Source organism: Paenibacillus sp. FSL H7-0442 (assembly GCF_038593105.1).
In the GTDB taxonomy this organism is placed as follows: Bacteria; Bacillota; Bacilli; order Paenibacillales; family Paenibacillaceae; genus Paenibacillus; species Paenibacillus polymyxa_D.
In genome coordinates, this window is record NZ_CP151963.1 from 4,870,045 (window position 1) to 4,893,337 (window position 23,293).

The following is a 23,293-nucleotide window of genomic DNA, read 5'->3' on the forward strand; positions in this document are numbered from 1 at the left end:
TATCCGCTGGCCGCATAGCCATCGCCCCGGTATCTGTCATCAAGACCAGACATGGGATGCTCTTATCCGGGTCTTTTCATTGTTTTTATTCGATCATTCGAATACTCTACCAGAAGTCGCGTGGAAGGCGATTGGGAATCGAACCCTAATTGTTGGTGGATACGCAAGTTTACAGGATACCTGACCCCATCAGGGCAGGCACTGCGGGACCTTTGGAAATCCGCGCCTCGGTAATATCTTCCTGTATCAGCCTTTATCATTATCGCGTAATCTAGAACTCGCGAACATGGCGAAAGTATTACGACCCTATAAAAAACGAAAAAGACACAGGAGAAGCATATGTGCTTCCCTCGTGTCTTTCTCTCTATAGTTAACTAGTCGCGTTCGTATCTTAGGCCTGATCCACTAGGATGTTTTTTCGAAAACGGGATCAGCGCCTGGTGTTGGAAGTTCTGGAACGTCTGTCGTTGTTGAGGCAATCTGCTGGTGTGTATAGCTGAATGGAGGGGTCTCGTATTGCAATCCCGCCTTTTCATAGGTAAACCAATAGCTGACACCCTTCCCGATATCGAGGTCTGTTACCCGCTGCTCCCAGACACCGCCGTTGTTGGTCATCCGGTAATTGAGCTGTTGTCCACCCGTTAAAGTATAATGCACGTCAACATAGGCTGAGGCTGTTTTGGGTGTAAATTGAAGCAATGCTTCACGATCGCTGACAAAGCGAGCTCCTACTTTATAATCCTCCGTTTCTCCGCCGCCCTCATTACCGCCAGATGCTGCCTCCGTAGTTACCGATACAGCATGGCTTGCTGCAGATAGGTTACCAGCTGCATCGCGAGCCTTAACGGTAAAGCTGTAAGTGGAAGCTGCATTCAGCCCTGTAATTGATGCGGAAATACCGCTTATCTCTGCCGCCTGAGCCCCGTCCTTATAAACGATATACCCCGTAACGCCAACATTGTCTGTAGCTGCATCCCACTCCAGAGTGACTGTCGAAGCCGTTTTGGTCGTAACTCGTACATTCGTCGGGATGGACGGAGCCTCCGTATCAGGCTGCGGATTGCCACCGCCGCTTCCATTTCCGGCATTAAAGCTATTCGGCTGCACGGTAATACTGTGCCCATCTGAGAAGGTTACTGTTTTGACCTGGTCTGTAAAGTTGTAGGCCACATAGGTTTTTACACCGTTCTTATGAAATACGGCATAAATAGGTGAATTAGCGGTGATGCTGCGGTCGATGTTGCCTACAGCATCCAAATTATAGATCCAGTGGTAGGCATTCGCCTTGGAATTCCCAGCTTCCGGTGTCATCGTCGCTACGCGTGCACTGAATTTGGCCTTGGCATCGGACGGGTCTGAAATCGCCCTGTACATATACACAATATCTTCCCACGGACTGAAGTTCCCTCCGCTTTTTTGCAGCAGATTGCTAAAATTTTTAGCCGCATATTCCGGATATTGTGTCAGGTACAAGGAAGCCGAGGTAATTGGCAGCCAGTTGATACCGTGCACCTCTGCGGGATTATTGGTCCACCAGGTTGCATCCCCCACCGTTTTACCTCCCCAGATCATACTGGCCGTCGCGCTTTGCATCCCTGCAGGGGTGTTTGTGCCATGCACATCAAACCAGTATTCGTTAATCGCATTCATTTCCGTTGTATATAGATAAATGCCGAGATCACGAGTTTGAGTATTTCCCGTCGCCTCGCCCCATAAAATAAGACCGGCCCAAGCATTCATCGCCTCCGAGGAGGATTCATTGTTGTTGCCGTCGCCAAATTTGGCATGGCCGGAAGCCCAAGTGTGTCCGGCATAGGGATCAAAATTACGCAAATACGGAAATTTCGAATCAGACCTGTCGATATTTGCGATGTCGCGAATGAGCAGTTGTACCATTTGTCCCCATTGGGATTCAGATGCCCAGTTCTTGTCTACACGCGCAATTTCGGCCGCAGCCTTAATAAAGTATCCATAATGGAAATGATGGTCATTTAACTCTATTGCACTGCCAAAGCTGTCGGGATAACCGATCAATGTTCCCCAATTGTTGTTATACACAAATAGACTGGAGCTTTTCAGATTCCCCGAGCTGTCACTAGCCTTAAACCAGTCCTGCAACCGACTTTTGATCTCATTGCGGAACTGGGTCGCTGCTGTGGTATTGCCAGCCTGGTCGGCAATCGGCGCCAGCGCTGCCAGCTTGCCCAGACGTTTTCCAGTCCAGTACGTATCTCTATCGCCGGAGTAGACTTCTGCTTTCGCTGCGTTTATATAATTGTTGAGTGTATTTTTATCGTAGGACCCCAAGTCGGGCAAGGAAGGTAATACTCCTGTAAATTTCATTTTCGTTTGAAAAGACGCACCCTCTGCTGTTTTCATCAGACCGCGTACGGAATTGTACGTATAGCCCAGCAGAGGTTGTGGTGAATTTTTCCACTGATGCGGGTATAAGGCAAAAATAGTGCCGCTTTGTGCGCCTTCCTTCGCTGTTGTTGCAACAGTAAAGGTGGTCGTTACCTCGGAAGAAGCTTCGTTGTAGCTGTACTGCGCTTTGGAGTTTGTAACGAAAGAATAGGCGTATTGCTGAAATTTGTCCAAGGTCGCGGTTGTTTTGTCAGGCAAAGCCGCCACTGTAAAATAGCTTTTCCCGTTCAATTGATTGATCAGCGTACTCGTCCCGAGACCAGACCAGGTGCTGCCAGACGGGCCAAACAGACCATAGTGTGAGCCATTGACCGTAATGCCAAGCACAGAGGAACTAGCTGACCCAGACCAAACCTCTGGCACCCCATTAAATGAAAGCTTGGGATTGCCGCCGCCAAACTCAAAAAATACATAGGGGGAGCCGTGTCCGTAGGTAGCACTCATTTTATTGCTACCGCTTTGAAATAATGATTTGACAAACCAATCACTGAAACCATCCACCTTGGCATCCGGAAATGAAGCGCTTACAGAATGGCCGATGGTAAAATCGTTCACATCATCCATCCAGCCTGCGATGTATCCCGGATTTACTGTAATTTTCCCACTCGGGTTAAAGATGCGTAAACCTTTTTGCTGATTTTTCAAGGCAAGTGGATGCGGATATTGAGCCTCAGAGTATGGTACCCAGGCCAGGCTGCTCCACCAGTCATTGGTAGGCATTGGGCTGGTTACATTCGCTGTTTTGTAAATCTCATTTTGCGGTGTTGCTGCTCCGGCAGGTAGTGTGGTTGAATATGAGCCTGTGCCTTGTGTGACCTCACCCGAAAAGGCTTTAGTAGAGACCGGTGCAGCTAAAAACATCATACTGGCACTTAACAAGCATAATATCATTTTTTTCACAACCTACATCCTCCTTTGAATTCTCAAATCCCTTTCACTGCAAGGTTTTTCCCTTTTCTTCCAAGCTGAATTCAACTTCATTGTGCTTGATCCCAATTTCCAGGTCAATCCTTTCATTTCTATATTTCAACTAAACGAGGCGAAAGTCCCTAAAAAACACAAAAGAAACCAGTACGAAAAACCCGAATATGCGTAATTATGTTATACAAACTAATAGACTAATAGGATTCTCTTCACCCCATAAGACATTCACCCTATAAGTTATTCATCCCATTAACCATTCACCCTAATAAACGTTTAGTATATAAAAAAAGAATCCTCCAGGCCTTTTAGCCCTTCAGATCCTCTGTTTTGAATTTATAAGTTTTTGAGCCTTTGAGTTTTTGAGTATTTAGTTTCTTATGCCCTTCCCATGCTCCACAACATTTCGGAAAAAGAGTGACTTTGCGGTGGGCAGCAGCGGAGCGAAGGGGTTGCATCTGGAGAAGCGGAAGCGTTCGCCTTTGCAGTGGGATTCTTACCTTTAAATCTCTCATACAATCCGAAGAATCCCACTGCAACAGCGATCGGAAGATCAACCTCTCCGCGAAGCGCCTCCTCCACCCGAAAACAACTCACTCATTTTCCCCGCTCAAAATACCCTTCTATTTTCCAATCTACACCAACCTGTGTCACGCTCAAATCATGCAATGCCACCGCATCGCTCATCGCAGACACGCCTTCTCCCCCGAGAAATCCCGGGGCTGCACGTCCTCCAACCAGCTTCGGCGCCATATACAGCACCAGCTTGTCTGCCAGCCCTTGCTGCACGAACGAAGCGTTCACTTCGGCTCCGCCTTCCACGAACACCGATGACACCTCCGCTGCCCCCAGAATATCCAACATTTGCGGCAGGTTAACCCGATCGCTGTTTTCATCCTGTGTCGGATATACTTTTACACCCAGCTGTTCCAGCTGGCTTCGCTTGCCTTCATCGTAGGCCCGTCCTGTGAATATCCAGGTCGGAGCCTCCCCATCTGTAATGACACGAGCATCCAATGGAATTCGAAGCTTACTATCCAGAATGATACGAATCGGATTCCGTCCTTCTGGTAGACGAGTCGTAAGCTGAGGATTATCATGAATCACGGTCTGTACACCGACCAGGATTCCTACATGCTCGTGACGAAGACGATGCACATTCTCCCGTGCAGCCTCAGATGTGATCCACTTGCTTTCAGAGGTTCGAGTTGCAATTTTACCGTCCAGCGTTACTGCTGATTTGATCGTAATAAAAGGACGCTTGCTCACGATATATTGATTGAACACTTCATTCATGCGGATGGATTCCTGCTCACATACGCCGACAATGACCTCAATGCCTGCATCTTTCAAAATCTGCACCCCTCTGCCGGAAACCAGCGGGTTCGGGTCCAGCGCTGCAATCACCACTCGACGAATGCCAGCCTTCACAATCGCTTCCGCGCACGGGCCTGTCCGGCCGTGATGGGAACACGGCTCCAGCGTTACGTAAATCGTCGCTCCCTGAGCGTGTTCACCCGCCATACGCAACGCATGAATCTCGGCATGTGGCTCGCCGGGCTTCAGATGAGCGCCGATCCCAACGATACGGCCGTTGTTGACAATGACTGATCCGACGAGCGGATTCGGTTCTGTTTGCCCTTTAGCACTTCTGGCATTTTCCAGTGCCAGGCGCATATATTTTTCGTGAGTGGTCATAGAACCTCCCTGAGATCGGAATCCCGCAAATGGCCGGATCGTTCCACTTTTGTATTCAAATACCGTTCATTATATTGCGACACATCGCCCCAGAGCGGCATACGACCCGCCACATTCATACCCGATTTTTTCAAGGCATCCAGTTTTTTAGGATTATTTGTAATCAGGGTTACCGGCTTTTGTCTCAGGTGACGGAGCACACTAATGGCATCCGCATAGTTGCGTGTATCATCTTCAAAACCCAATTGATGATTGGCTTCCACGGTATCCATGCCTTCTTCCTGCAGAATATAAGCCATGGCTTTACTAAACAAACCAATTCCGCGGCCTTCATGGTTAGCCAGATAGAACAATGCACCCGTTCCATGTTCCACGATCATTTTCATGGACTGGTGGAGTTGAAATCCACAATCACAACGCTTGCTACCAAAAATATCTCCAGTATGGCAAATACTATGCATGCGAACTAATGCATTTTCCGACTGCTCGAGATCGCCGTACACCAAAACGCTTGACTGTTGTCCCTCTGCCAAATCCAGTGTGGACAATCGCTTCACAATCGTCTCAGCGGTGGCATTCAGTAAGTCCTGACGATCTTCCTCATCCCGTACAGGCAACCAGCAGTACCACTGAAAAACAACCGTTTCCCCTTCCAAATTAACTGGCAGCTTGATCGGTCCAACCAAAATCGTCGAAGATTGTTCTCCACGAACGGTTTGAATTTTATCGTTAAGTAGCGTAGCTACATCTTTTTGGTTCATCTCTTTGCACCATCCTTTATATAAGCTCTATATAGAAAATGCCTAATTCTTCAAAGGCTAATCGTTATTGTTAGGGTCATAAATCATTGAACTCTGTGTAAGAAATGTTCATGAAACGTGGATTCCATCGTCAGTTGCCGTTCCTGAAGCTCGGTGACAGCCTGCCGTCGTCCGTCTTCGAACGCCTTTAGGTCTCCGGCGGTATAGCTCTTCTGTCGTAAACGAAGAAGCTCACTGGCTAGCACATCGGCATCCTTCAAAGCTGCGTTCAAGCCAAAAGCTCCGGTAGGTGTCATGGTATGCGCCGCATCTCCAATAAGGACCAGTCCGTTCTGCGTCCAGGTGTCACTACGACTGCTGAAAATATCCAACGGTACGAAGTCCTTCCATGAACGAATATGATCATGCACACTATGCTTCAAATCTGGAAAAGCCTCTGTAAACCGTTGTATAAATGGTTCAAAGGATTGCTTAAACAGGGTTAGAAAGCTACCCTACTCCACATTCCAGCCAATTTGAATATAGCCCTCAGCCTGCGAGAATAAAGCCAATTGTCCTCCGTTGACCCATGCCAGACGAGTGACGGGCTCCCACCCAGCAGGTGCCGTAATTTTCGCCCATAGCAGATCATAGCCGTGTCGAATGTTCGTCACAGGCATCTGCGCCAGCTTGCGCACAGTCGAATAGCGACCATCTGCCCCTACAATCAACGAACTGTGAATCGTGATCTCATGACCGTTCTTATCGCGGGCGGTCAAGCCCGTGTACCCCTGCTCGCTGTTACCTTCCAACGCAGTCACAGTTGTACCCGCCAGGTAACGGAAGGACTCGTAGGTTGACGCCTGTTTGAGCAAAGCCTCCAAAAATCGAGGCTGTGGAATATGAACCCCCACATTACCATCAACTGATACTGGCTTGACCGTCTTCACTTGCCGCTGATGCCCCCAATATTCGATCCTTGTGGAGGCGAGAACATAGTTCTCATGAATTTTTTCGAGCAGCTTATGCCTTTGGATCACTTCCTGACCCTCATCATTCAAGATTTCACCGCGAAAGGCCTTTCCCGCTATGCTCTGCCGCTCAATCAATATCGTGGATACACCCTGCGCCGCCAGTAGACAGGACAACAAAGTCCCTGCGGGTCCCCCTCCAACTACGCACACTTCACATTCCAGCTTCATCCGACTTCCCCCTACACCCAAACCATAACCTCAACGATTAGTTCGTACCTGTTCATTTAATTACATCATTAATAATATCAAAAATAACATCAAATTAAGTTTAAATTTTAAGTATTCATATCTTAAGCTCCGTCTCAAAGCTAACAAGTTACTTTATGTAACAAAGTATATTTATATCATATCATTTCGTCAAGTAATAAATTTATGTAAAGTAAAATCATTTACTTTTAACAGTGAATCGTTAATAATAAGCATGAGGTGATCACATGAACATTCCGCAGATGTGTCCACGGTTTGAAAAGGCTATGGAACTACTGAGTAAGCGTTGGACGGTATTGATCGTATTTCAACTAACGAATGGTCCGCAACGTTTCGTCGCTATTGAGAATTCAATTCCTAATTTAAGTGGAAAGGTCCTTTCGGACCGTTTGAAAGAGCTGGAGGAAGAAGGAATCATACAACGTATGGTTTATCCTGAGAAGCCCGTACGGATTGAATACTCTCTTACGGATAAAGGACGCGATTTAGCTCCTTTGTTTGACCATATCGGTACTTGGGCTACACGCTGGATTGAGGTTCTACCAGCACTTGAACAGCAATGATTCTTATTGAAGCAGCTTCACGTCTACCGCTATTGTTCCTAGACTAATATGATAAAAACACAGACTGCTAACATGCCAAAGAACGCCTTTGCTCTAAGTACAATTGTACTCATAGTGCAAGGCGTTCTATTTTTCATATGAAGGAACTTTAAACGTTTCCCTCACCGCTGCGTTGCATTTCCTCACGTATGGATTGCACCCGTTTTTTCCCCCAGTCATACATCATCTCCACAATGGGTAAAATCGTCATCCCCAGCTCGGTCATCGAATACTCCACCTTTGGAGGTACCTCGGGATACACTTCCCGGTGCACAATACCGTCCTCCATCAACTCCCGCAACTGATTGGTCAGCACTTTATGCGACAGCTTCGGAAACAGCCTTTGCAGGTCACTGAAACGATGCGCTCCTTCCACACCCAGATGCCATAAAATGACGACCTTCCATTTTCCGCTTAACACTGACAAGGTTAGTTCCTTTTCGCAGTTATAGTCTCCGTTAACGATCTTCTCCCGTATTTCTTCTCTTAGCGTATCAGACATATATAATTAACTCCTTCTAAATCATCATGGTCTTGCACTCTAGTAGTAACCTGCAGGTAACCTCCGTACTTGAAAGTGCATTCTTCACAGCCTGACGAAGCCATCCTACAATAGTAGATAACGTTACACATTCAAGGAGGAATAAAGTATGAGTAAAAAAGCTCTTTTTATTATACCCCCAGAGCGCTTTAATGAGGATGAATTGTTTAAACCAAAGGAAGCGCTGGAGCAAGCAGGCGTTACCGTGACCCTAGCTAGTACAAAAACAGGCGAAATCACGGGTGACTACAACGGTAAAGCGACAGCTGATCTTGTTTTTACAAACGCTGTGCTGGCTGATTATGATGTAGTATCTGTGATCGGCGGATCAGGTACGAATGACCATCTGTGGAATAACGCGGATCTCCAAACTCTGCTAAAACAAACTCATGAGCAAAAGACTTTATTGGCTGGCATCTGCGCAGGCTCTGTAGCCGTGGCTCAAACCGGACTACTCTCTGGTAGAACGGCTACATGCTATCCAGTGGATATACAAAAGGATCAGCTTCAAGTGCATCAAGCCGAATATCTCGCTCAGCATGTCGTTGCGCATAGCGACATTATTACAGCCGATGGCCCAGATGGTGCACAGGAATTCGGCGCAGCCCTCGTTCAAGCTCTGCAATAAGCACATTCTCGAAGTTCCAGATGGCACTTTAAACAGCACTTCAACAAGCCGCATCACGTCCTTTCTATTGTATGGGACCTGATGTGGCTTCTTTGTGTCATTTTCATGCTTAAGTGATTAATTTAATTGTATGGTCCTGGATTTTCGTGTTAGCTTTAAACAATCGACGTTTAGCATAGGAGGCTTATATGCCGTGTTTATGAAAGGCAAAATACATTTACATCAGGTAACGTCCGAATCGTTGCGACTGGGCGCCTTACTATCATTAGTAGGGGGCTTTTTGGACACATATACCTTTGTTGGAAGAGGCGGTGTTTTCGCCAACGCACAGACAGGCAATATCGTGCTGCTGGCTGTCAAAGTCATTCAGGGGCACTGGATTCAGGCGTTATCCTATATCCCGCCCCTGATCGCCTTTTCACTGGGGGTTTTTGTTGCTGAAGGGATTAAACGAAAATCAACCCACCGTTTAACTCCGGACTGGACCCGCGCAATTCTTTTACTGGAAATTGCGATTTTTTTCATCGTGGGATTGATTCCGCAAGGAGTTCCCAATACGGTAGTGGTGGTGATCGTCTCGTTCGTCGCTTCCGTGCAAATGACTTCCTTCCGCAAGCTCATTGATGTGCCGTACACCTCCACGGTCAGCACCGGTAACCTCCGATCAGCTATCGAGGCTGTGTATGTCGCCGTAACGACCAAGGACACGAACGCTGCCATTCGAGCGATGCGTTATGGTGTCATCCTGGCAGCCTTCTTGGTAGGAGCCTTGCTGGGGGGATTTCTAACTTTGACAATTGGGGATAAAGCCGTTTGGGGCGCTGTTGTTGCACTTATTTTTTCTTTTATTTTATTTACAGAAAAGGAAAAGTGGAAGCTTCCCCTACGCCACTAATCCTCCATTACATCAGCCCTGAACGAACTGGCGCTGGGCCGTTTCAAAGAAATTCAAAAGGTCTTCACGGGACGGGAATGCAGCCTGAGCTGATTGGTTGCTACCGCCCCCCTTACCGTGAAATGCCCCCAGATTCTCTTTCAAAAATGCTCCGCAGCTAACAGACTGGGTGCCGTTATGTGCCAGAAGGATTTTGTTTTCTGCTGTTGTGGCAAATAGAACAAGCAAATCATGCTCAGCTGTCAGCTTGGTAGCCAATTGCTGCATGTCCTGCAGGGATTTTTGTTCGAATACATGAGCAAGAACATGCCCCCGCACAGCAGATAGCAACTCTTTCGCCTGGTACGAAGCATTTTCCTCTTGTAGGAGCTCCACTTGCGCCTTAAGCTGTTTATGCTCCTGCTCCCACTTTTCGAATCGGGTCAAAATATCTTTTCGCCCGGTATTGAACTTCATAGATAACACGTCCAATATCTGAACACTATCGTTAAAATCCTGGAGTGCGCGAGCGCCACATTTGAAATGGATTCTTGCCATCCCCTTCTGCTTCTCCCATTTTAAGCATTTAATGATTCCAATTTCCCCGGTCTGAGCTACATGTGTGCCACCGCAAGCATTATATTCAATGCCCTCGATCTCGACAATCCGAATATTTTCTGTCACTTTGGGCGTTTTCACAAGCGGAATGTCCTTCAATTGCTCACGGGTTACAAAATAACTTTTTATGCTGCGATTACTATAGATTTGCTGATTTACTTCCTGCTCGATTGCCGATAGCTGCGCAGGCGTTATATCCGAACAGTTCACATCAATCGTGTCATATTCTTGTCCCAGATGAAAGCTTTCCGTACGGGCACCCAACAACTCTAGACAAACCGCTGACAGCAAGTGCTGCCCGCTATGCTGCTGCATATGATCAAATCTGCGTTCCCAATCCAATCGGCAGGCTACTTTCCGATCCTCCGGCAAACGCTCTACCTGATGCCAAATATCCCCTTCTTCGAGAACAACATCTAATACACGGACGCCCTGAATTGTTCCTGTATCACAAGGCTGGCCTCCACCATGCGGATAAAAGGCCGTTTCCTCCAGCGTAACCAAATATTTTCCGTCTCTTTCCATGCTCTGTGTAATATGAGTGTCCCACTCCGTAAGATTTGGAGCAGTGTAGTATAATTTTGTCGTCATTCCAGGTTCCTCACTTTTGGGTTTTTGGTCTCGTGCGATATCCACTTATTATCAAGCACTTCATTGTAAATATCAATGTAGGGAAAAGCTTAAACCATTGCACGAACAACCTCCATATGGTGAACAATCGCATGACGATTAACAAAGTTTAGCTTGAAATTCATTTTTGAATAGATTAAGATTAGTCGGCTAACTAATTTATTGATTGGAACATACTGTAAGAAGAAAGGAGAACCTTATGGATTTTGATTTACGGGACTTGCCCACTCGTGAGGCGCTACAAGAATTTTCTATGCGTATCCCCGAGATTGATGTAAGAGCAACAGAAGCTATGCTATTTTTTATGCGGGTATCTTCCAGCGTCTTTAAAGTCAGCTTTGAGGGCTTTGAGAAGTTCGGTATATCTCATGGGAAATTTTCAATATTAATTCTTCTGTACCGCAACATCCATACAGGATTGCTGGCTACAGAGCTTGCGGAGAAAGTAGGGGTTAGCAAGCCTACCGTTACCGGTCTGCTTGACCGCCTGGAACGCGATGGGCTTATTATTCGATCTGTTCATCCTTCCGACCGCCGTATGAGCATTGTTAAACTAACCGAACAAGGAACAGAACTGATGGAAAGACTGCTGCCTATACATTTTACAAGCACTTCCACACTGATGAGCCACCTGTCCACCGATGAAAAAGAGCTGCTCCTGACGTTACTGCAAAAAATAGAAAGTGGCATCCCTCAAGCAAAAGAGATATATAAAGCAGCAAAACCAGAATAAGTTTTAATTTTGCGTTTTAGTTAGCCGACTAACTTTTAAATTATTAAATAAAAGAATAAATAAAATGTACATATCAGGATATTTATTCGAGTCTATGTTTAACCCATTTTATGAATCTAAGGAGCGTATTACCCATGAATCGCACACAAGCCACTAGCCTCATCATCCCTCTCATTTCTATCGCCTGTCTGATCGGCGGGGGTTTCCTGCTCCAGACCAACGGACAAGATCAAGTCAATGCTTCGCGATCCGTTAAAGGCACAACACTAAATGCGGATAGCATTCATGTATCTTTTGAACAAGTAGGAGGCAAAGTCCTGAACATCCCGGTAACAGAAGAAACGAAGGTGAAAAAAGGAACTGTCCTTATGACTTTGGATTCCACAGATGTGGATCTGCAAATTGAGCAGCTGCGGACACAAATTGCCCAGTTCAATACGCAAATCAGCCAACAACAACAATCCATCAATTTAGGCTATACACGGGCAGCAACTCAGGAAAAACAGGCACAGCTAGATATCGCGCAAGCTCAAGTGACTGAGAGTAAAAGTCAGGCAGCATTGCAGCGGGCACAAGCGGCTGAGCGTCAAGCCACTGCTGCGGAACAACAGGTCAATAACGGGGTTCGGGATGAAGATGTTCAGCAGCAACGAATTGCTGTAGCCTCAGCAACCAAAAACGTTCAGACTGCGCAGACCAACTATAAGCGTAATAAAGCACTCTATGATGCAGGAAGTGCATCCAAAGCAGCGTTGGATGATGCCGAATCCTCTTTGACTTTAGCGACAAATCAGTTGAGTCAGCAAAAAGAGGCTCTACAAAAGCTACTTCATGGTGCCACTTCTGAAGAACGTATGCAGGCCAGTGAACAGACGACACAAGCAGCCGTTTCGGTAAAACAAGCCGAGGAAGAAATTCGCGGTGCCCAATTGTCCGTCGATCGTTCCAAGACCCAGCTGGAAACCATTCAGCAGAGTCGTCAACAGTTGGCAGATCAGAAGCTGGCTATTGACCTTTTAAAGCAACAAAAAGACACACAGGAAGTTCAGCTTAAAACGTTGCTGCTCAAAAAAGAACGCCTGGTGTTAAAAGCACCACAGGATGGCAAGGTGACTTCGATTAGTACCAAAGTCGGCGAAAATGTGGCGCAAGGTGCTCCTGTGATTACCCTGGAAACCAACGATTTATATTACGATCTCTATGTGAATGAAGAACAAGCGGGGAAATTCAAGGCCAATCAAGAAATTAAAACTCATATCTCTGGTCTCAATAAGGACTTGAAAGGTACGGTACGCTATGTAACTGCTGCACCACAATTCGCTAATGTGAAGATGTCCCGTGAAAAAGGAGAAGCAGATACCGCTACATTCCAGGTACGTGTATATGTAACAAGAGAAGCAGCTTTGCTACCAGGCATGACAGTTGAGGTGAATACAAATGAAATCTCTTCGTGATGAATGGTCGTATCTGGTTCACTCCAAGTATCCGATTATAGCTATTATCTTCCCATTGATTGCCGTACTGGGGTATTCACTGTTGCTCCCAAGCAGCCAAATTAACGACGCTAACGTGGTAGTGGTGGATCAAGATAACACAGCTTACAGCCGTGAGTTCATTCAGAAAATAGATGCTTCCCCGTATATGAACGTAGCTGAGATTGTTTCGTATACGGACAACCCTGAACAGTATTTTTATCATGAGCAATATTTGGCTGTTATTTCATTGCCGCATGGTTTAGAGGACAATCACAATCGTTCCCTCTCCAGCCGCGTGGGTCTCATTCTCGATAATACCAATGTACAATCTATTACTTCGATTCGTACAGCTATGCAGGAAATTAGCGTTTCCGAGAATATGGAACTGTCTGTTCCAGCTATGTTGAAAACCGGGATGAACGCAGAACAGGCTCAAGGGGCCCTCAATGGTATCGCCTTGGAAGTGCGTTCCATGTTTAATCCAACGAATGACTATCAGAATACGACGATACTTGCATTCACTTGTATGTTCTCTTTTATGATACTGAATATAAATAGCTTACCTCTGGTCGCCAGACTCCGGGTTTCCAAGAGGCTGGCTGCTGAGCTGCAAAATCCGTTCAACATCCTGCTGCGTATGCTTCCTTATACGCTGTTTTCGACGGCTGGCTTAATCTTCTCTCTAGGGATGCTTAAAGTGTTTGGGGGAGGCCGTTTCGAGGCCAATCCAATTCTCTTTATAATTCCAGTTGTCCTGTATGTATTCGGTACCGTTTGTATCAATGTCCTGGTTGCATGGGGCGCTGCACATCCGGGAATAGCCATTGGCAGAATGGTGATGATACTCATGCCTGCTTTTGTTCTATCAGGGGCTGTTCTTTCCAGATCACTGTTTCCACCTTTAGCGATTCAAATCGGTGATTTCTTCCCCTTTGTATGGATGTATAAATTCCTGCGCACTATGGGTCTGCGTGGTGCACCTTTGCAGGAGATGCTTCCCGAACTCGGTTCTCTGTTACTATATGTGGGTGTACTCTCCTTGCTGGTGATCGCCAGAGCCCTATGGGAGAAACAGAAGCTGGCCAAGCAGACTGCGGGCACTGCTTCTGAAAAGGGATTACCACATCCCGTTGTTCCAGCAAGCACAACTGGCAGCGGGTTATCTATGCAAGGGGCACCATCAGCACCTATGCACGAGCCTATAAAAGGATAGAGTCTCGTCTACAAAATAAAAAAGGGTTAAGTGCCGTCTAACGATCCTTAACCCTTTTTCAGTAATCAGGATTTTGTAAAATCCTCAATAATATTAAATTATCATTGTTATCAGAATAAAATTCACTTATATGCCCGACCTAATTGATAAGCGTGCTCCAGTAAACCTTCAATGTATTCTTTCGATTCGGATAAAGTATCATAGAAGAACTCCACCTTGGACTCTCTTACTCTTGCGTAACCAGCAATGGCTTTATTCAAATAATTAGTAACCAAATCGTGATATTCATACTTGATCAGATGTTCTTTCGTCCCCCCCGCCAAGCATATCCACAGAACCTGCTTTGACGTGAACTCCTGAAGTAAACCTATGTTCCACACTTTATCCAGGTACCCTTTTAGCATGGACGGGACACTATACCACCATAATGGAAACACAAAGACCAGAGCATCCGCAGCCACTATTCTATCCATCTCTTTCCGTGTTTCAGGAGCATATTGTTTATGGGTCGTATTCCAATCCAACTCATCTGCAGCGCTGTACACCGGATTGTATCCATCCCGATCCAAGTCCAAAATATCTACCTCGTGCTTATTCTCTTTCAATCCCTCTACAAAACGATTCATGACCGCAAGGGTTAGTGAATCTTCTCTAGGATGCGTGACGACCAATAAAACTTTCATGTATCCGTAACCTTCTTTCTCCTCATAATTAGTGAACCCTGTCTACAGATGCTATTATGGATGTTATACATTAAAGTGTGAAGTACGCACTTCAATGTACTGTAGGTACTTTAAGGTTCCTTAGTGCTTTTTGTACTACAGATCGGAGAGGGGGAAAAGTCTATGGAAGACAAAGCCAAAACCTATATGCTCGGGATCGAGGCAACTTTGGAGGTCATCAGTGGAAAGTGGAAAGGCATTATCCTACACCATTTAACCAGCGGCAGAAAACGTACATACGAACTTCGTCAACTCATTCCGAAAATCACCCAAAAAGTGCTCACCCAACAGCTTAGAGAGCTTGAAAAGGATGGAATCATCCACCGCATCATTTATAACCAAGTTCCCCCCAAAGTGGAATATGAGCTTAGTGAATATGGATGGGATTTTAAAGATCTGCTTGATCGTTTTTGCTTATGGGGAGAAGATCATTTGGATAGGATCTATGGAGATAAAACAAAGGTGTTGGAAGAGTATTCTGTGAAGGAGAAAAACGCCAAACAAGCACCACCCCTTTAAGGAGGCGTGCTTGCTGTAATACTATACCTAAGCTGTGTACCTTGTTTATTCACCAGTCTCCGAAAATTTCCGAATACGAGCCCCTACTTCATCCCGTACACGCTGGAATACGCTCCATTTCTCTTCTTCTGTTCCTTGTGCTTTAGCCGGATCATCAAATCCCCAATGTTCACGACGAACGTGCGGAGGTGTGATAGGACATTTATCAGCAGCATCTCCGCACAAGGTCACAACCAAATCCGCGCTGTTCAGCAAAGCAGGATCTATAATATCTGAAGTTTGACCGGAAATATCCAACCCTACTTCATTCATCGCTTGCACCGCTTTAGGGTTAAGGCCGTGTGCTTCAATACCCGCACTGTATACATTCCAACGGTCTCCCAAGTATTTTTTGGCCCAGCCTTCTGCCATTTGACTGCGGCAAGAGTTACCAGTGCATAAAAAGTAAATTGTCTTTTTTTCCATCATTACCGTCTCCTTCAATGTTCCATTATGAAATGATTAACCATAGATATAAGCCCAGTAGGGTCATAAAAAGTGTAGGAATGGTTAAGACAATGCCTGTCTTAAAATAAGTCCCCCAAGAAATTTTTACGTTTTTCGAACGGAGCACATGCAGCCACAACAACGTGGCTAATGAACCGATCGGAGTTATTTTCGGTCCCAGATCAGAACCAATGACGTTAGCATAAATCAACGCCTCTTTGACCATACCGGTTGCATGGGTAGCATCAATGGCAAGCGCATTAATCATGACCGTAGGCATGTTATTCATGACCGACGAGATAATCGCCGCAATAAAACCCATGCCCATGGTGGCCACAAACATACCTTGATCGGCAGCCGCTTGAATCACATGGGCCAGCAGATCCGTCAAACCGGCATTACGTAGACCATACACCACAACATACATTCCGATGGAGAAAAATACGATAGCCCATGGAGCACCCTTGATGACTTCTTTCATCGGCACTGCAGGGCTTCTACGCGCCATCAATAAGAAAAAGATAGCAATAATACCAGCCACCACCGAAACGGGAATATTAAAAAATTCGCATGCAAAGTAGCCAACGAACAAAACCGCGAGAACGATCCAGGACATACGGAACATCTTTGGATCTTTAATCGCTTCCGCAGGCCTGATTAATTGTGTCGCATCAAACGTTTTCGGAATTCTTTTACGGAAAAAAAGATACAGTACTCCTATACTGGCTGCTAAAGAAAATAAATTAGGTACAATCATGCGACTCGCATATTCCATAAAGGTGATCCCAAAGAAATCGGCTGACACAATGTTGACCAAGTTGCTGACCACAAGCGGAAGCGACGTCGTGTCTGAAATAAAACCGCTCGCTATAATAAAAGGAAAAATCATTTTCTCATCCAATTTAAGTGCCCGAACCATCGCCAGTACAATCGGTGTCAGTATTAAGGCCGCACCGTCATTCGCAAAAAAAGCAGCAACAACGGCGCCAAGAATGGTCACATAAACAAACATCCGGGTTCCGCTTCCTCGCGCAGCTCGTGCCATGTGAAGCGCCGCCCATTCGAAGAAGCCGATTTTATCAAGCACCAACGAAATCAGAATAATGGCTACAAAAGCCAGTGTCGCATTCCAGACAATATGAGTAACTTCCCAAACATCATGCAAATCGACGACACCCACCAGCAAGGCGAGTATGGCACCGCCACAGGCAGACCATCCGATGGACAGATTTTTAGGCTGCCAGATCACCAATACTAAAGTGGCTAAAAATATAATGCATGCCAACAAAATCAATGTTCTAAACCTCCAATATATTACCTTATAAACATATACTTATATAATAGCACCGTTATCCCTCAAGGAGATACACGGAACAGTCTTTAGGATGAACAAGCTGAGGAATCCGGTTCACAAAATGTGATCGGCTCCTCTTTATTCAGCCATTTTAAAATTTGCTTGGAGTCTGGCATACGCTCAAGAACAGCTTGAATATGCGGCTTATCGTCTACATTTAGGGAATAGTATACCCACTGACTTCGTCGTTCTTCTTTTACAATCCCTTGCGACTTTAGTTTTCTCAAATGTTGGCTAATTGCTGGCTGCGACATATCAAAGATATCTACAAATTCGCAAACACACCATTCTCTTTCTCTTAGCAGGGAAAGCATGGCCAACCGGGTTTTATCCCCCAGTAGCTTTAAATGATCGGCTACATAACCAAGTTGCTCCAATGTGTGACCTCCTTCCGCTTATATAACTACATGCTTATATGCTAATGGAGTTCAATCTTAATATCAAGAACCGAATAATACTTATTCGTTTACCAATTGCAGAATCCAGTCTTTTATATCAACGATTCGCAGTGTTTTGGGGCGTGTATTCGTTCCGGAAATAATTAATGGGACAAGGGAATCCTTTTCATGCAGCGATCCATGAGCACCTCCACCGATGTGGGTGGGAGAACTTTCACCGACGAGTTCATATCCGGGTTGGACCGTGACGACAACATATCTTCCTTCATGTGAATTCATTGCCCCGTGTAACCTCGCCAAAACGTCTGGATATTTTCCATACTTGATCCGGTTGTTATTCACCTTAATATCCACAAGGTCCTCTTCGCCCGACAAGGTCCACGATTGTCCATATTCATCAATGAATTTTCCACCGGGATGATAAGAAAATAGCTTACCCGTTTTCCCCTTTGTAACATGAATATTGTTTTTACCATCTTTCATAGCGATAATGTCGAGCTTGTCCTCATTTTGTAAAAACTTCACCACGTCAGACAACTCCACCTTATCGTTAATCGCATAGATATACGCCATTCGTTCATTAGCGGCAATCACGATTTGGTCTTCAGTTCTTACGGGTTGATTTAATTTTGCAATGCGGTAATGATTCAAAAGAGGCCTTATATCAACCGTTGCTGCCTGTCGATCATCATAAACCGCACTTTGTCCACTGTCACCCATGACAATCCATATCGCATTGTTTACAGCCTGTTCCCACGAACCATATGCGTTCAACACAGTTTGCAGTGCTTGATCTGCTTTTTCGATTCCCTCCAGTTGAGTCGGTCCCTTTCTATGCGCCAAATTATCATTCTCTGGAAAGTATGTGATGGTTACGTCTGGAAGTTTCTTCTGGCTGATTAGAAAAGCGGCATCTTTTGCGGAAAATTCGTCGTTCATCCCAAATTTTTTCCACAAAGGAGTATTCCAGTTATTTTTCGGATTCAATTGTGCCAGAGCTGCATAAGATAACCATTTAGGCCCTGTTACTATCATTTTTTCTGGCACCCTGTTGCTATTCGCTATGAAGTCAGGCACTTTTAAGGCATGTTTCGTTTTCCCTCTAAAGACAATAGCATTGATGGACGCGGATTCTTTTCCTTTGTCAGCCAATTCCTCATGTATGGTTTTCGTTTTTTTGTTCAAATGGACTTGGTTTAATTGGTAAATTGCGTCTAAGAATACTTGTAGTTGGTCTATCTTTAAGGCTTCTTTGGCACCATTGCCGTAGAGAATCATGCGTTTCTTTTGGTTGCTGTACCAAACGAGTCCGGGCACATGATGTTGGTCTGCATACGTTCCCGTTAATAATGTGCTGTCGATTGTCACAGACATCGTGGGAAATGAACTCACGACATGCGGAAAATATTGCCCTTGATTTAGGAGATATTGCATTGCGGGTGCACGGCCTTCTTGAATTGCATCTTGCAAAGGCTTATCCATTAAAGAATCAATCAAGATCACAATGACAGGTTTTTTGCCCATTTGATTTACTGTGATAGGTGGCTTCACACTTTGTTGTTTTAGCTGTTGACTGGAGTCCGCTCTACACCCCAAGACCAACAACAATAAACCTAGCACTAGTGCTATGGTAACTTTATTTTTCATGCCCATGTATGTGTCCCTTTCTTAGAAAAACTTGATCCTCTTATTTTTTTCTTGTACTAAAAAAATTATTCCTGCATTGGATCATCGGGAAAAAGAGTATCTCATGCAAATAAAGTTATACCTCCCTGAATGGTTTTGATCTAATAGGTCAAATTTAAGAACATAACCATTCAGGGAGGTACCTAACGATGACTACTACAAACATAAGCGAATACTCCATGCATTATATGGATTCCGGAGAGGGAATCGCCATCCTATTCATTCACCCTCCGGTACTCACTAGCTTAAATTTCACATACCAAATCCAAGGGCTATCGCCCCATTTTCGAACCATAGCTTTTGACATCAGAGGACACGGTAAAAGTCAGCCTTCCGAACAAACGGTTACTTATCCTCTCATCGCCCAGGATATTAAACATTTGATGGACCGGTTGAGCCTGGATAAAGTGTTTTTATGTGGATATTCTACCGGAGGTTCGATAGTACTTGAATTTCTCTTGACTTATCCGGATCGGGCATGGGGAGGCATTGTTATTAGTGGAATGTCGGAAGTCAACGAATGGCGGCTAAAAAACAAAATTTCTTTGGGCATTGCTCTTTCCAAGATCGGCGCAGTCGGTACGATTGCGCTCTCTAATGCTTGGTCACAAACGAAACAGCTATCTTTGTTCCGTAAGTTATTCAACGATGCGAAACAGGGAAATCCTAGGAATGTCGAACAATATTACCGTTACAGCTTGAAGTACAATTGTACCTCACGGCTCGGAGAAATCCACCTTCCTGTCCTGCTCGTTTATGGTGAAGAGGATAAGCACTTTCATCCCTATGCCAAAATATTGCATCAACAATTACCGAAGAGTGAGCTTGTTTTCATTGAAAAAGTCGATCACCGCCTTCCTACGAAGGCCGCCGGATCATTGAATGAACTGATTAAGCAGTTCGTAGATCGCTTCAGTCTTTAAGGCAAATTCTACAGGAGAATTCCGCATACACATCTACACCCCACTCCTGATACTGTATCTTTGCCTGTATATGACCTTGCATATGACCTGCTCAAATAAGTGAAAAATAATATATAATATTTTACACTATGTAAATATACAAATTATGCTAAAGTCATATGTAGTTTAGATGGGATAGGTATGTATTATTCTGCTTCTAAATCTGAAGGGGTGTAAAAATGAAATGCTAAAGCGTATTCAAAATCTTTTCGTTATCCCTAACTACCCGCTATTCATGATCTGTATGTTATTACAAGGTATGGCTATATCCATCAGCGCGCCTTTTTTGGCTGTATATTTTACAAGTACACTTGGCGTATCTGTGGGAACCTTTGGTGTATTTACAGCTGTGACTTTGATTTGTGGCATATGGATAAGCTCTCTGATTGCTAAACGTTCTGATACCGGCTTAGACCGCAAACAAATTTTGGTAATTTGCACGTTATTTAATGCCGTAGCCTTTGCAGGATATCTTGTAATCCAAAATTTTTATGTGCTTTTTGTTTATATGACGATCTTTACGGCCATTGGTGCTCCTGGGATGCCGCAGTTATTTGCCAGTGCACGTGAAGCAGTAAATCGCAGTAAATCTGCGGATCACGCCTTTGCGAATTCAACGCTTCGGTCTATGTTTTCTCTTGGCTTTATTACCGGGCCGCTTTTTGGTTCCTTTTTGATTGCACATACGGGCTTTAAGGGTATCTTTATGGGAACGACCTCTATTTTTGTTCTCATTGCTGTGCTTCTATTCTTTTTTATCAAGCAGCCTCCCGCTCAACTTAAACATAACAATCAACTTTCACTTCATCACATTACATTACATAAAAATATTGAGATTCTGATTCCCTTTTCCGTTCTTACTCTGCTCTATACGTCTCACTGGATGAATAATTTGAATATTTCCTTGTTCATCATTCACAATTTACAAGGCGACACGAGTGACGTTGCTCTAGTATCCAGTATTTGCGCAATTGTAGAAATACCCTTGATGCTCATGCTAGGCGTACTAGCAGCTAAATACTCCAACCGTTTGCTTATATTTTTAGGAGCATTAACAGGAGTTGTCTATTATCTCCTTGTCCTTATGTCTACGGAGATGTGGCAGCTATTCGTGGGGCAGCTTCTTCTAGCCTTCTTTGTTGCAGTGATTTCTGCCATTGGCATTAGTTACATGCAGGATTTGTTGCCCTCTCTTCCAGGGTACGCATCGACGCTATATTCCAATGCGACAACCATCGGAAGACTGGTGGGGAGCTTGATGGGCGGATTAACCGCTCAATGGATTGGTTACCGAAATACCTATTGGGTCTGTTTGGCCCTAATCATCTGCTCCCTTGGTCTTCTGGCGATTTCAAAGAAACTAGAGTTTGAAAAATCTGCTACTTTAAAAGAAAGGAATCACAGTATATAGACTGCCGCTTATTTTTCTATGGTGGAGAAATGGCTCATGATTGTATCTGCCGCATGACTGTACCCACTAGCCTGGCGTAATGATTCGCCAATCACATGAGCCTGTTCTTTATAGGTTGGATGACTCAATACCTCTAATAAGGCAGCTCTCAAACTAGCGGGTGTAAGCTCATTTTTATCCACAACAACACCCGCTCCCAGTTCCTGCACCCGACTCGCTACGATGGGCTGATCCGATGTTAAAGGAATCATGACCTGCGGCACATTGTAATACAGTGCTTCACTTGTACTGTTCATCCCCGCATGTGTAACAAAAGCGTCCACATGCTGGAGCATTTCCAATTGCGGAATATAAGGCTTGATTATAAAATTGTCAGGGATACACGAGGCCAATGGCTCCATGTCTGTATAATTGCCTGAAGACAGCACAAACTGCACAGGCAAATCGCGAAATGCTGCAAAACAAAGCTTATAAAATTCCAAGTCTTTATTCAAAATAGTACCCATTGAAATGTACACCGCCTGTGGATGCAGAACACGAAGTTGTTCGAACGGGAAGGAAGGAGCATCTTTACGCGGTACAATAGAAGGACCTGTAAAAATAAAACTGTGATCCAGTTTTTCGGCTTGCGGTTGAAAATAGCGGCTTGTATAAACGATTCTTAAGTGTCCGCCATGAGGAGCAATCTCTTCTATAGCCGGAGCGTCAACCTGAAGCTCATTAGCTAGTTGATGCGTTATTTGCATCGTAGCCGTGTATAACTTTTTTACCTCCGGATCATTGTCATTCATGCCTTGCCCCGATCCCAATGGCTCTACGAAAGCAAAAGAAGCGATAGAGCATACAGCAGGAATTCCTAGCTTCTCAGCAATAATCGTGCCTCCCCAACCCATCAAAGAATCATAGATTAAATAATCATAGGTTCTGTTTTCAATAACTCTCAAAACCTCTGGAATAATCGGAAGAATCATACCTTTTACCATCATGTATACAAATTGATAATGATGTTTGTATTCTGCTGGCTTTAAATCAGAGTCTTTGGAAAAAGCATCATCCACAAAAGGGTAGGTGATCATCTGCGCTCCTGTCTGTTGAATTCTCGTACGATATTCTTCCGTACACACATAGTCAACATCCTCCCCACTGTCTACCAACCTTTTCACTAATCCTAGTGTCGGATTAACATGGCCTTCAGCAGGCGTGATCACTACTAACACACGTGCCATACGTTACACCTCCAAAATCAAAAATAAATTACAATTTGAAATAAATACACTTTAAACATAGCAAACATTTACCATATAAACAAGTATTTTCAATACCTAAAAATTAAATATGTATCCTCCACTCAAACGATAGAAATAAGCGAGGCTGAACGCTAGAAGCGCTTGCCCCGCTTAACCACTGAACATCAAAT

The 23,293-nt window shown here is 44.7% G+C and carries 20 protein-coding genes and 1 pseudogene; 9 read left to right on the forward strand and 12 right to left on the reverse strand.

Annotation, left to right across the window (positions count from 1 at the left end):
- Positions 1-405: 405 nt before the first annotated feature.
- The 4 genes and pseudogenes from MHH57_RS21625 to MHH57_RS21640 form a co-directional block, all read right to left on the reverse strand.
- Positions 406-3,324: a glycosyl hydrolase gene (locus tag MHH57_RS21625; RefSeq protein WP_342434506.1), complete on the reverse strand. Its 2,919-nt coding sequence runs from the start codon at positions 3,322-3,324 to the stop codon at positions 406-408.
- Between the two features lie 618 nt (positions 3,325-3,942).
- Positions 3,943-5,043, reverse strand: a complete 1,101-nt coding sequence (ribD, locus tag MHH57_RS21630) for a bifunctional diaminohydroxyphosphoribosylaminopyrimidine deaminase/5-amino-6-(5-phosphoribosylamino)uracil reductase RibD (RefSeq protein WP_069011587.1) — start codon at positions 5,041-5,043, stop codon at positions 3,943-3,945.
- A complete protein-coding gene (locus MHH57_RS21635; RefSeq protein ID WP_029519329.1) occupies positions 5,040-5,804 on the reverse strand; it encodes a GTP cyclohydrolase II in 765 nt (254 codons plus the stop codon). The genes ribD and MHH57_RS21635 overlap by 4 nt, the downstream gene beginning before the upstream one ends.
- A gap of 83 nt (positions 5,805-5,887) precedes the next feature.
- A pseudogene (locus MHH57_RS21640) lies at positions 5,888-6,985 on the reverse strand (FAD-dependent monooxygenase).
- A 266-nt stretch (positions 6,986-7,251) separates the two neighbouring features.
- Between MHH57_RS21640 and MHH57_RS21645 the strand changes: the two are divergent.
- On the forward strand, positions 7,252-7,587 hold the full coding sequence (locus MHH57_RS21645) for a helix-turn-helix domain-containing protein (RefSeq protein WP_013312049.1): 336 nt from the start codon (positions 7,252-7,254) through the stop codon (positions 7,585-7,587).
- Between the two features lie 148 nt (positions 7,588-7,735).
- On the opposite strand, the gene MHH57_RS21650 is transcribed toward MHH57_RS21645, so the two are convergent.
- The gene (locus MHH57_RS21650) at positions 7,736-8,128 is read right to left on the reverse strand and encodes a helix-turn-helix domain-containing protein (RefSeq protein WP_013312050.1); all 393 of its coding nucleotides are present in this window, start codon (positions 8,126-8,128) and stop codon (positions 7,736-7,738) included.
- Positions 8,129-8,276: 148 nt separating this feature from the next.
- Between MHH57_RS21650 and MHH57_RS21655 the strand changes: the two genes are divergently transcribed.
- Together MHH57_RS21655 and MHH57_RS21660 are read left to right on the forward strand one after the other, a co-directional pair.
- The gene (locus tag MHH57_RS21655; protein ID WP_069011589.1) at positions 8,277-8,795 is read left to right on the forward strand and encodes a DJ-1/PfpI family protein; all 519 of its coding nucleotides are present in this window, start codon (positions 8,277-8,279) and stop codon (positions 8,793-8,795) included.
- 193 nt (positions 8,796-8,988) lie between these two features.
- Complete coding sequence (locus tag MHH57_RS21660) at positions 8,989-9,690, forward strand: YoaK family protein (protein WP_029519333.1); 702 nt, start codon at positions 8,989-8,991, stop codon at positions 9,688-9,690.
- Positions 9,691-9,702: 12 nt separating this feature from the next.
- On the opposite strand, the gene MHH57_RS21665 is transcribed toward MHH57_RS21660, so the two are convergent.
- Entirely contained in the window at positions 9,703-10,878 is a 1,176-nt protein-coding gene (locus MHH57_RS21665) for a DHHA1 domain-containing protein (RefSeq protein WP_069011590.1), read from the reverse strand.
- Positions 10,879-11,116: 238 nt separating this feature from the next.
- On the opposite strand from MHH57_RS21665, the gene MHH57_RS21670 reads away from it, so the two are divergent.
- The 3 genes from MHH57_RS21670 to MHH57_RS21680 all read left to right on the forward strand — a co-directional run bounded on the left by MHH57_RS21670 (position 11,117) and on the right by MHH57_RS21680 (position 14,338).
- Complete coding sequence (locus MHH57_RS21670) at positions 11,117-11,650, forward strand: MarR family transcriptional regulator (RefSeq protein WP_342434507.1); 534 nt, start codon at positions 11,117-11,119, stop codon at positions 11,648-11,650.
- A gap of 134 nt (positions 11,651-11,784) precedes the next feature.
- A complete protein-coding gene (locus MHH57_RS21675; protein WP_209949883.1) occupies positions 11,785-13,104 on the forward strand; it encodes an HlyD family secretion protein in 1,320 nt (439 codons plus the stop codon).
- On the forward strand, positions 13,088-14,338 hold the full coding sequence (locus MHH57_RS21680; RefSeq protein WP_209949882.1) for an ABC transporter permease: 1,251 nt from the start codon (positions 13,088-13,090) through the stop codon (positions 14,336-14,338). Before MHH57_RS21675 ends, MHH57_RS21680 begins: the two co-directional genes overlap by 17 nt.
- 122 nt (positions 14,339-14,460) lie before the next feature.
- Here the strand turns inward: MHH57_RS21680 and MHH57_RS21685 are convergent, their stop codons facing one another.
- Positions 14,461-15,021, reverse strand: coding sequence for an NAD(P)H oxidoreductase (locus MHH57_RS21685; protein ID WP_341040049.1), 561 nt, complete (start codon positions 15,019-15,021; stop codon positions 14,461-14,463).
- 162 nt (positions 15,022-15,183) lie between these two features.
- On the opposite strand from MHH57_RS21685, the gene MHH57_RS21690 reads away from it, so the two are divergent.
- Positions 15,184-15,579, forward strand: a complete 396-nt coding sequence (locus MHH57_RS21690) for a helix-turn-helix domain-containing protein (RefSeq protein ID WP_013373192.1) — start codon at positions 15,184-15,186, stop codon at positions 15,577-15,579.
- Positions 15,580-15,624: 45 nt separating this feature from the next.
- Here MHH57_RS21690 and arsC read toward each other — a convergent pair whose 3' ends face one another.
- The 4 genes from arsC to MHH57_RS21710 all read right to left on the reverse strand — a co-directional run bounded on the left by arsC (position 15,625) and on the right by MHH57_RS21710 (position 19,470).
- Positions 15,625-16,044, reverse strand: a complete 420-nt coding sequence (gene arsC / locus MHH57_RS21695; protein WP_029519339.1) for an arsenate reductase (thioredoxin) — start codon at positions 16,042-16,044, stop codon at positions 15,625-15,627.
- Between the two features lie 25 nt (positions 16,045-16,069).
- Positions 16,070-17,359 carry an arsenic transporter gene (locus MHH57_RS21700; protein ID WP_318628111.1) on the reverse strand — a complete coding sequence of 430 codons (1,290 nt, stop codon included), beginning with the start codon at positions 17,357-17,359 and terminating at the stop codon, positions 16,070-16,072.
- Positions 17,360-17,445: 86 nt separating this feature from the next.
- The gene (locus tag MHH57_RS21705; protein WP_318628112.1) at positions 17,446-17,796 is read right to left on the reverse strand and encodes a metalloregulator ArsR/SmtB family transcription factor; all 351 of its coding nucleotides are present in this window, start codon (positions 17,794-17,796) and stop codon (positions 17,446-17,448) included.
- An 81-nt stretch (positions 17,797-17,877) separates the two neighbouring features.
- Positions 17,878-19,470 (reverse strand): alkaline phosphatase family protein, encoded by a 1,593-nt coding sequence (locus MHH57_RS21710; RefSeq protein WP_342434508.1) that lies wholly within the window; start codon positions 19,468-19,470, stop codon positions 17,878-17,880.
- 182 nt (positions 19,471-19,652) lie between these two features.
- On the opposite strand from MHH57_RS21710, the gene MHH57_RS21715 reads away from it, so the two are divergent.
- Both MHH57_RS21715 and MHH57_RS21720 read left to right on the forward strand, forming a co-directional pair.
- Complete coding sequence (locus MHH57_RS21715; RefSeq protein ID WP_069011596.1) at positions 19,653-20,426, forward strand: alpha/beta hydrolase; 774 nt, start codon at positions 19,653-19,655, stop codon at positions 20,424-20,426.
- A gap of 223 nt (positions 20,427-20,649) precedes the next feature.
- Positions 20,650-21,876 (forward strand): sugar efflux transporter, encoded by a 1,227-nt coding sequence (locus MHH57_RS21720; protein WP_029519344.1) that lies wholly within the window; start codon positions 20,650-20,652, stop codon positions 21,874-21,876.
- Between the two features lie 8 nt (positions 21,877-21,884).
- On the opposite strand, the gene MHH57_RS21725 is transcribed toward MHH57_RS21720, so the two are convergent.
- A complete protein-coding gene (locus MHH57_RS21725) occupies positions 21,885-23,102 on the reverse strand; it encodes a macrolide family glycosyltransferase (RefSeq protein WP_069011597.1) in 1,218 nt (405 codons plus the stop codon).
- Between the last annotated feature and the right edge of the window lie 191 nt (positions 23,103-23,293).

What these genes read in the sequence shown, in the direction of transcription:
- ribD (WP_069011587.1), bottom strand. Translation starts at nt 5,043, where the DNA reads ATGACCACTCACGAAAAATATATGCGCCTGGCACTGGAAAATGCCAGA.
- MHH57_RS21635 (WP_029519329.1), bottom strand. Translation starts at nt 5,804, where the DNA reads ATGAACCAAAAAGATGTAGCTACGCTACTTAACGATAAAATTCAAACC.
- MHH57_RS21645 (WP_013312049.1), top strand. Translation starts at nt 7,252, where the DNA reads ATGAACATTCCGCAGATGTGTCCACGGTTTGAAAAGGCTATGGAACTA.
- MHH57_RS21650 (WP_013312050.1), bottom strand. Translation starts at nt 8,128, where the DNA reads ATGTCTGATACGCTAAGAGAAGAAATACGGGAGAAGATCGTTAACGGA.
- MHH57_RS21655 (WP_069011589.1), top strand. Translation starts at nt 8,277, where the DNA reads ATGAGTAAAAAAGCTCTTTTTATTATACCCCCAGAGCGCTTTAATGAG.
- MHH57_RS21665 (WP_069011590.1), bottom strand. Translation starts at nt 10,878, where the DNA reads ATGACGACAAAATTATACTACACTGCTCCAAATCTTACGGAGTGGGAC.
- MHH57_RS21670 (WP_342434507.1), top strand. Translation starts at nt 11,117, where the DNA reads ATGGATTTTGATTTACGGGACTTGCCCACTCGTGAGGCGCTACAAGAA.
- MHH57_RS21675 (WP_209949883.1), top strand. Translation starts at nt 11,785, where the DNA reads ATGAATCGCACACAAGCCACTAGCCTCATCATCCCTCTCATTTCTATC.
- MHH57_RS21680 (WP_209949882.1), top strand. Translation starts at nt 13,088, where the DNA reads ATGAAATCTCTTCGTGATGAATGGTCGTATCTGGTTCACTCCAAGTAT.
- MHH57_RS21685 (WP_341040049.1), bottom strand. Translation starts at nt 15,021, where the DNA reads ATGAAAGTTTTATTGGTCGTCACGCATCCTAGAGAAGATTCACTAACC.
- MHH57_RS21690 (WP_013373192.1), top strand. Translation starts at nt 15,184, where the DNA reads ATGGAAGACAAAGCCAAAACCTATATGCTCGGGATCGAGGCAACTTTG.
- arsC (WP_029519339.1), bottom strand. Translation starts at nt 16,044, where the DNA reads ATGGAAAAAAAGACAATTTACTTTTTATGCACTGGTAACTCTTGCCGC.
- MHH57_RS21710 (WP_342434508.1), bottom strand. Translation starts at nt 19,470, where the DNA reads ATGGGCATGAAAAATAAAGTTACCATAGCACTAGTGCTAGGTTTATTG.
- MHH57_RS21715 (WP_069011596.1), top strand. Translation starts at nt 19,653, where the DNA reads ATGACTACTACAAACATAAGCGAATACTCCATGCATTATATGGATTCC.
- MHH57_RS21720 (WP_029519344.1), top strand. Translation starts at nt 20,650, where the DNA reads ATGCTAAAGCGTATTCAAAATCTTTTCGTTATCCCTAACTACCCGCTA.
- MHH57_RS21725 (WP_069011597.1), bottom strand. Translation starts at nt 23,102, where the DNA reads ATGGCACGTGTGTTAGTAGTGATCACGCCTGCTGAAGGCCATGTTAAT.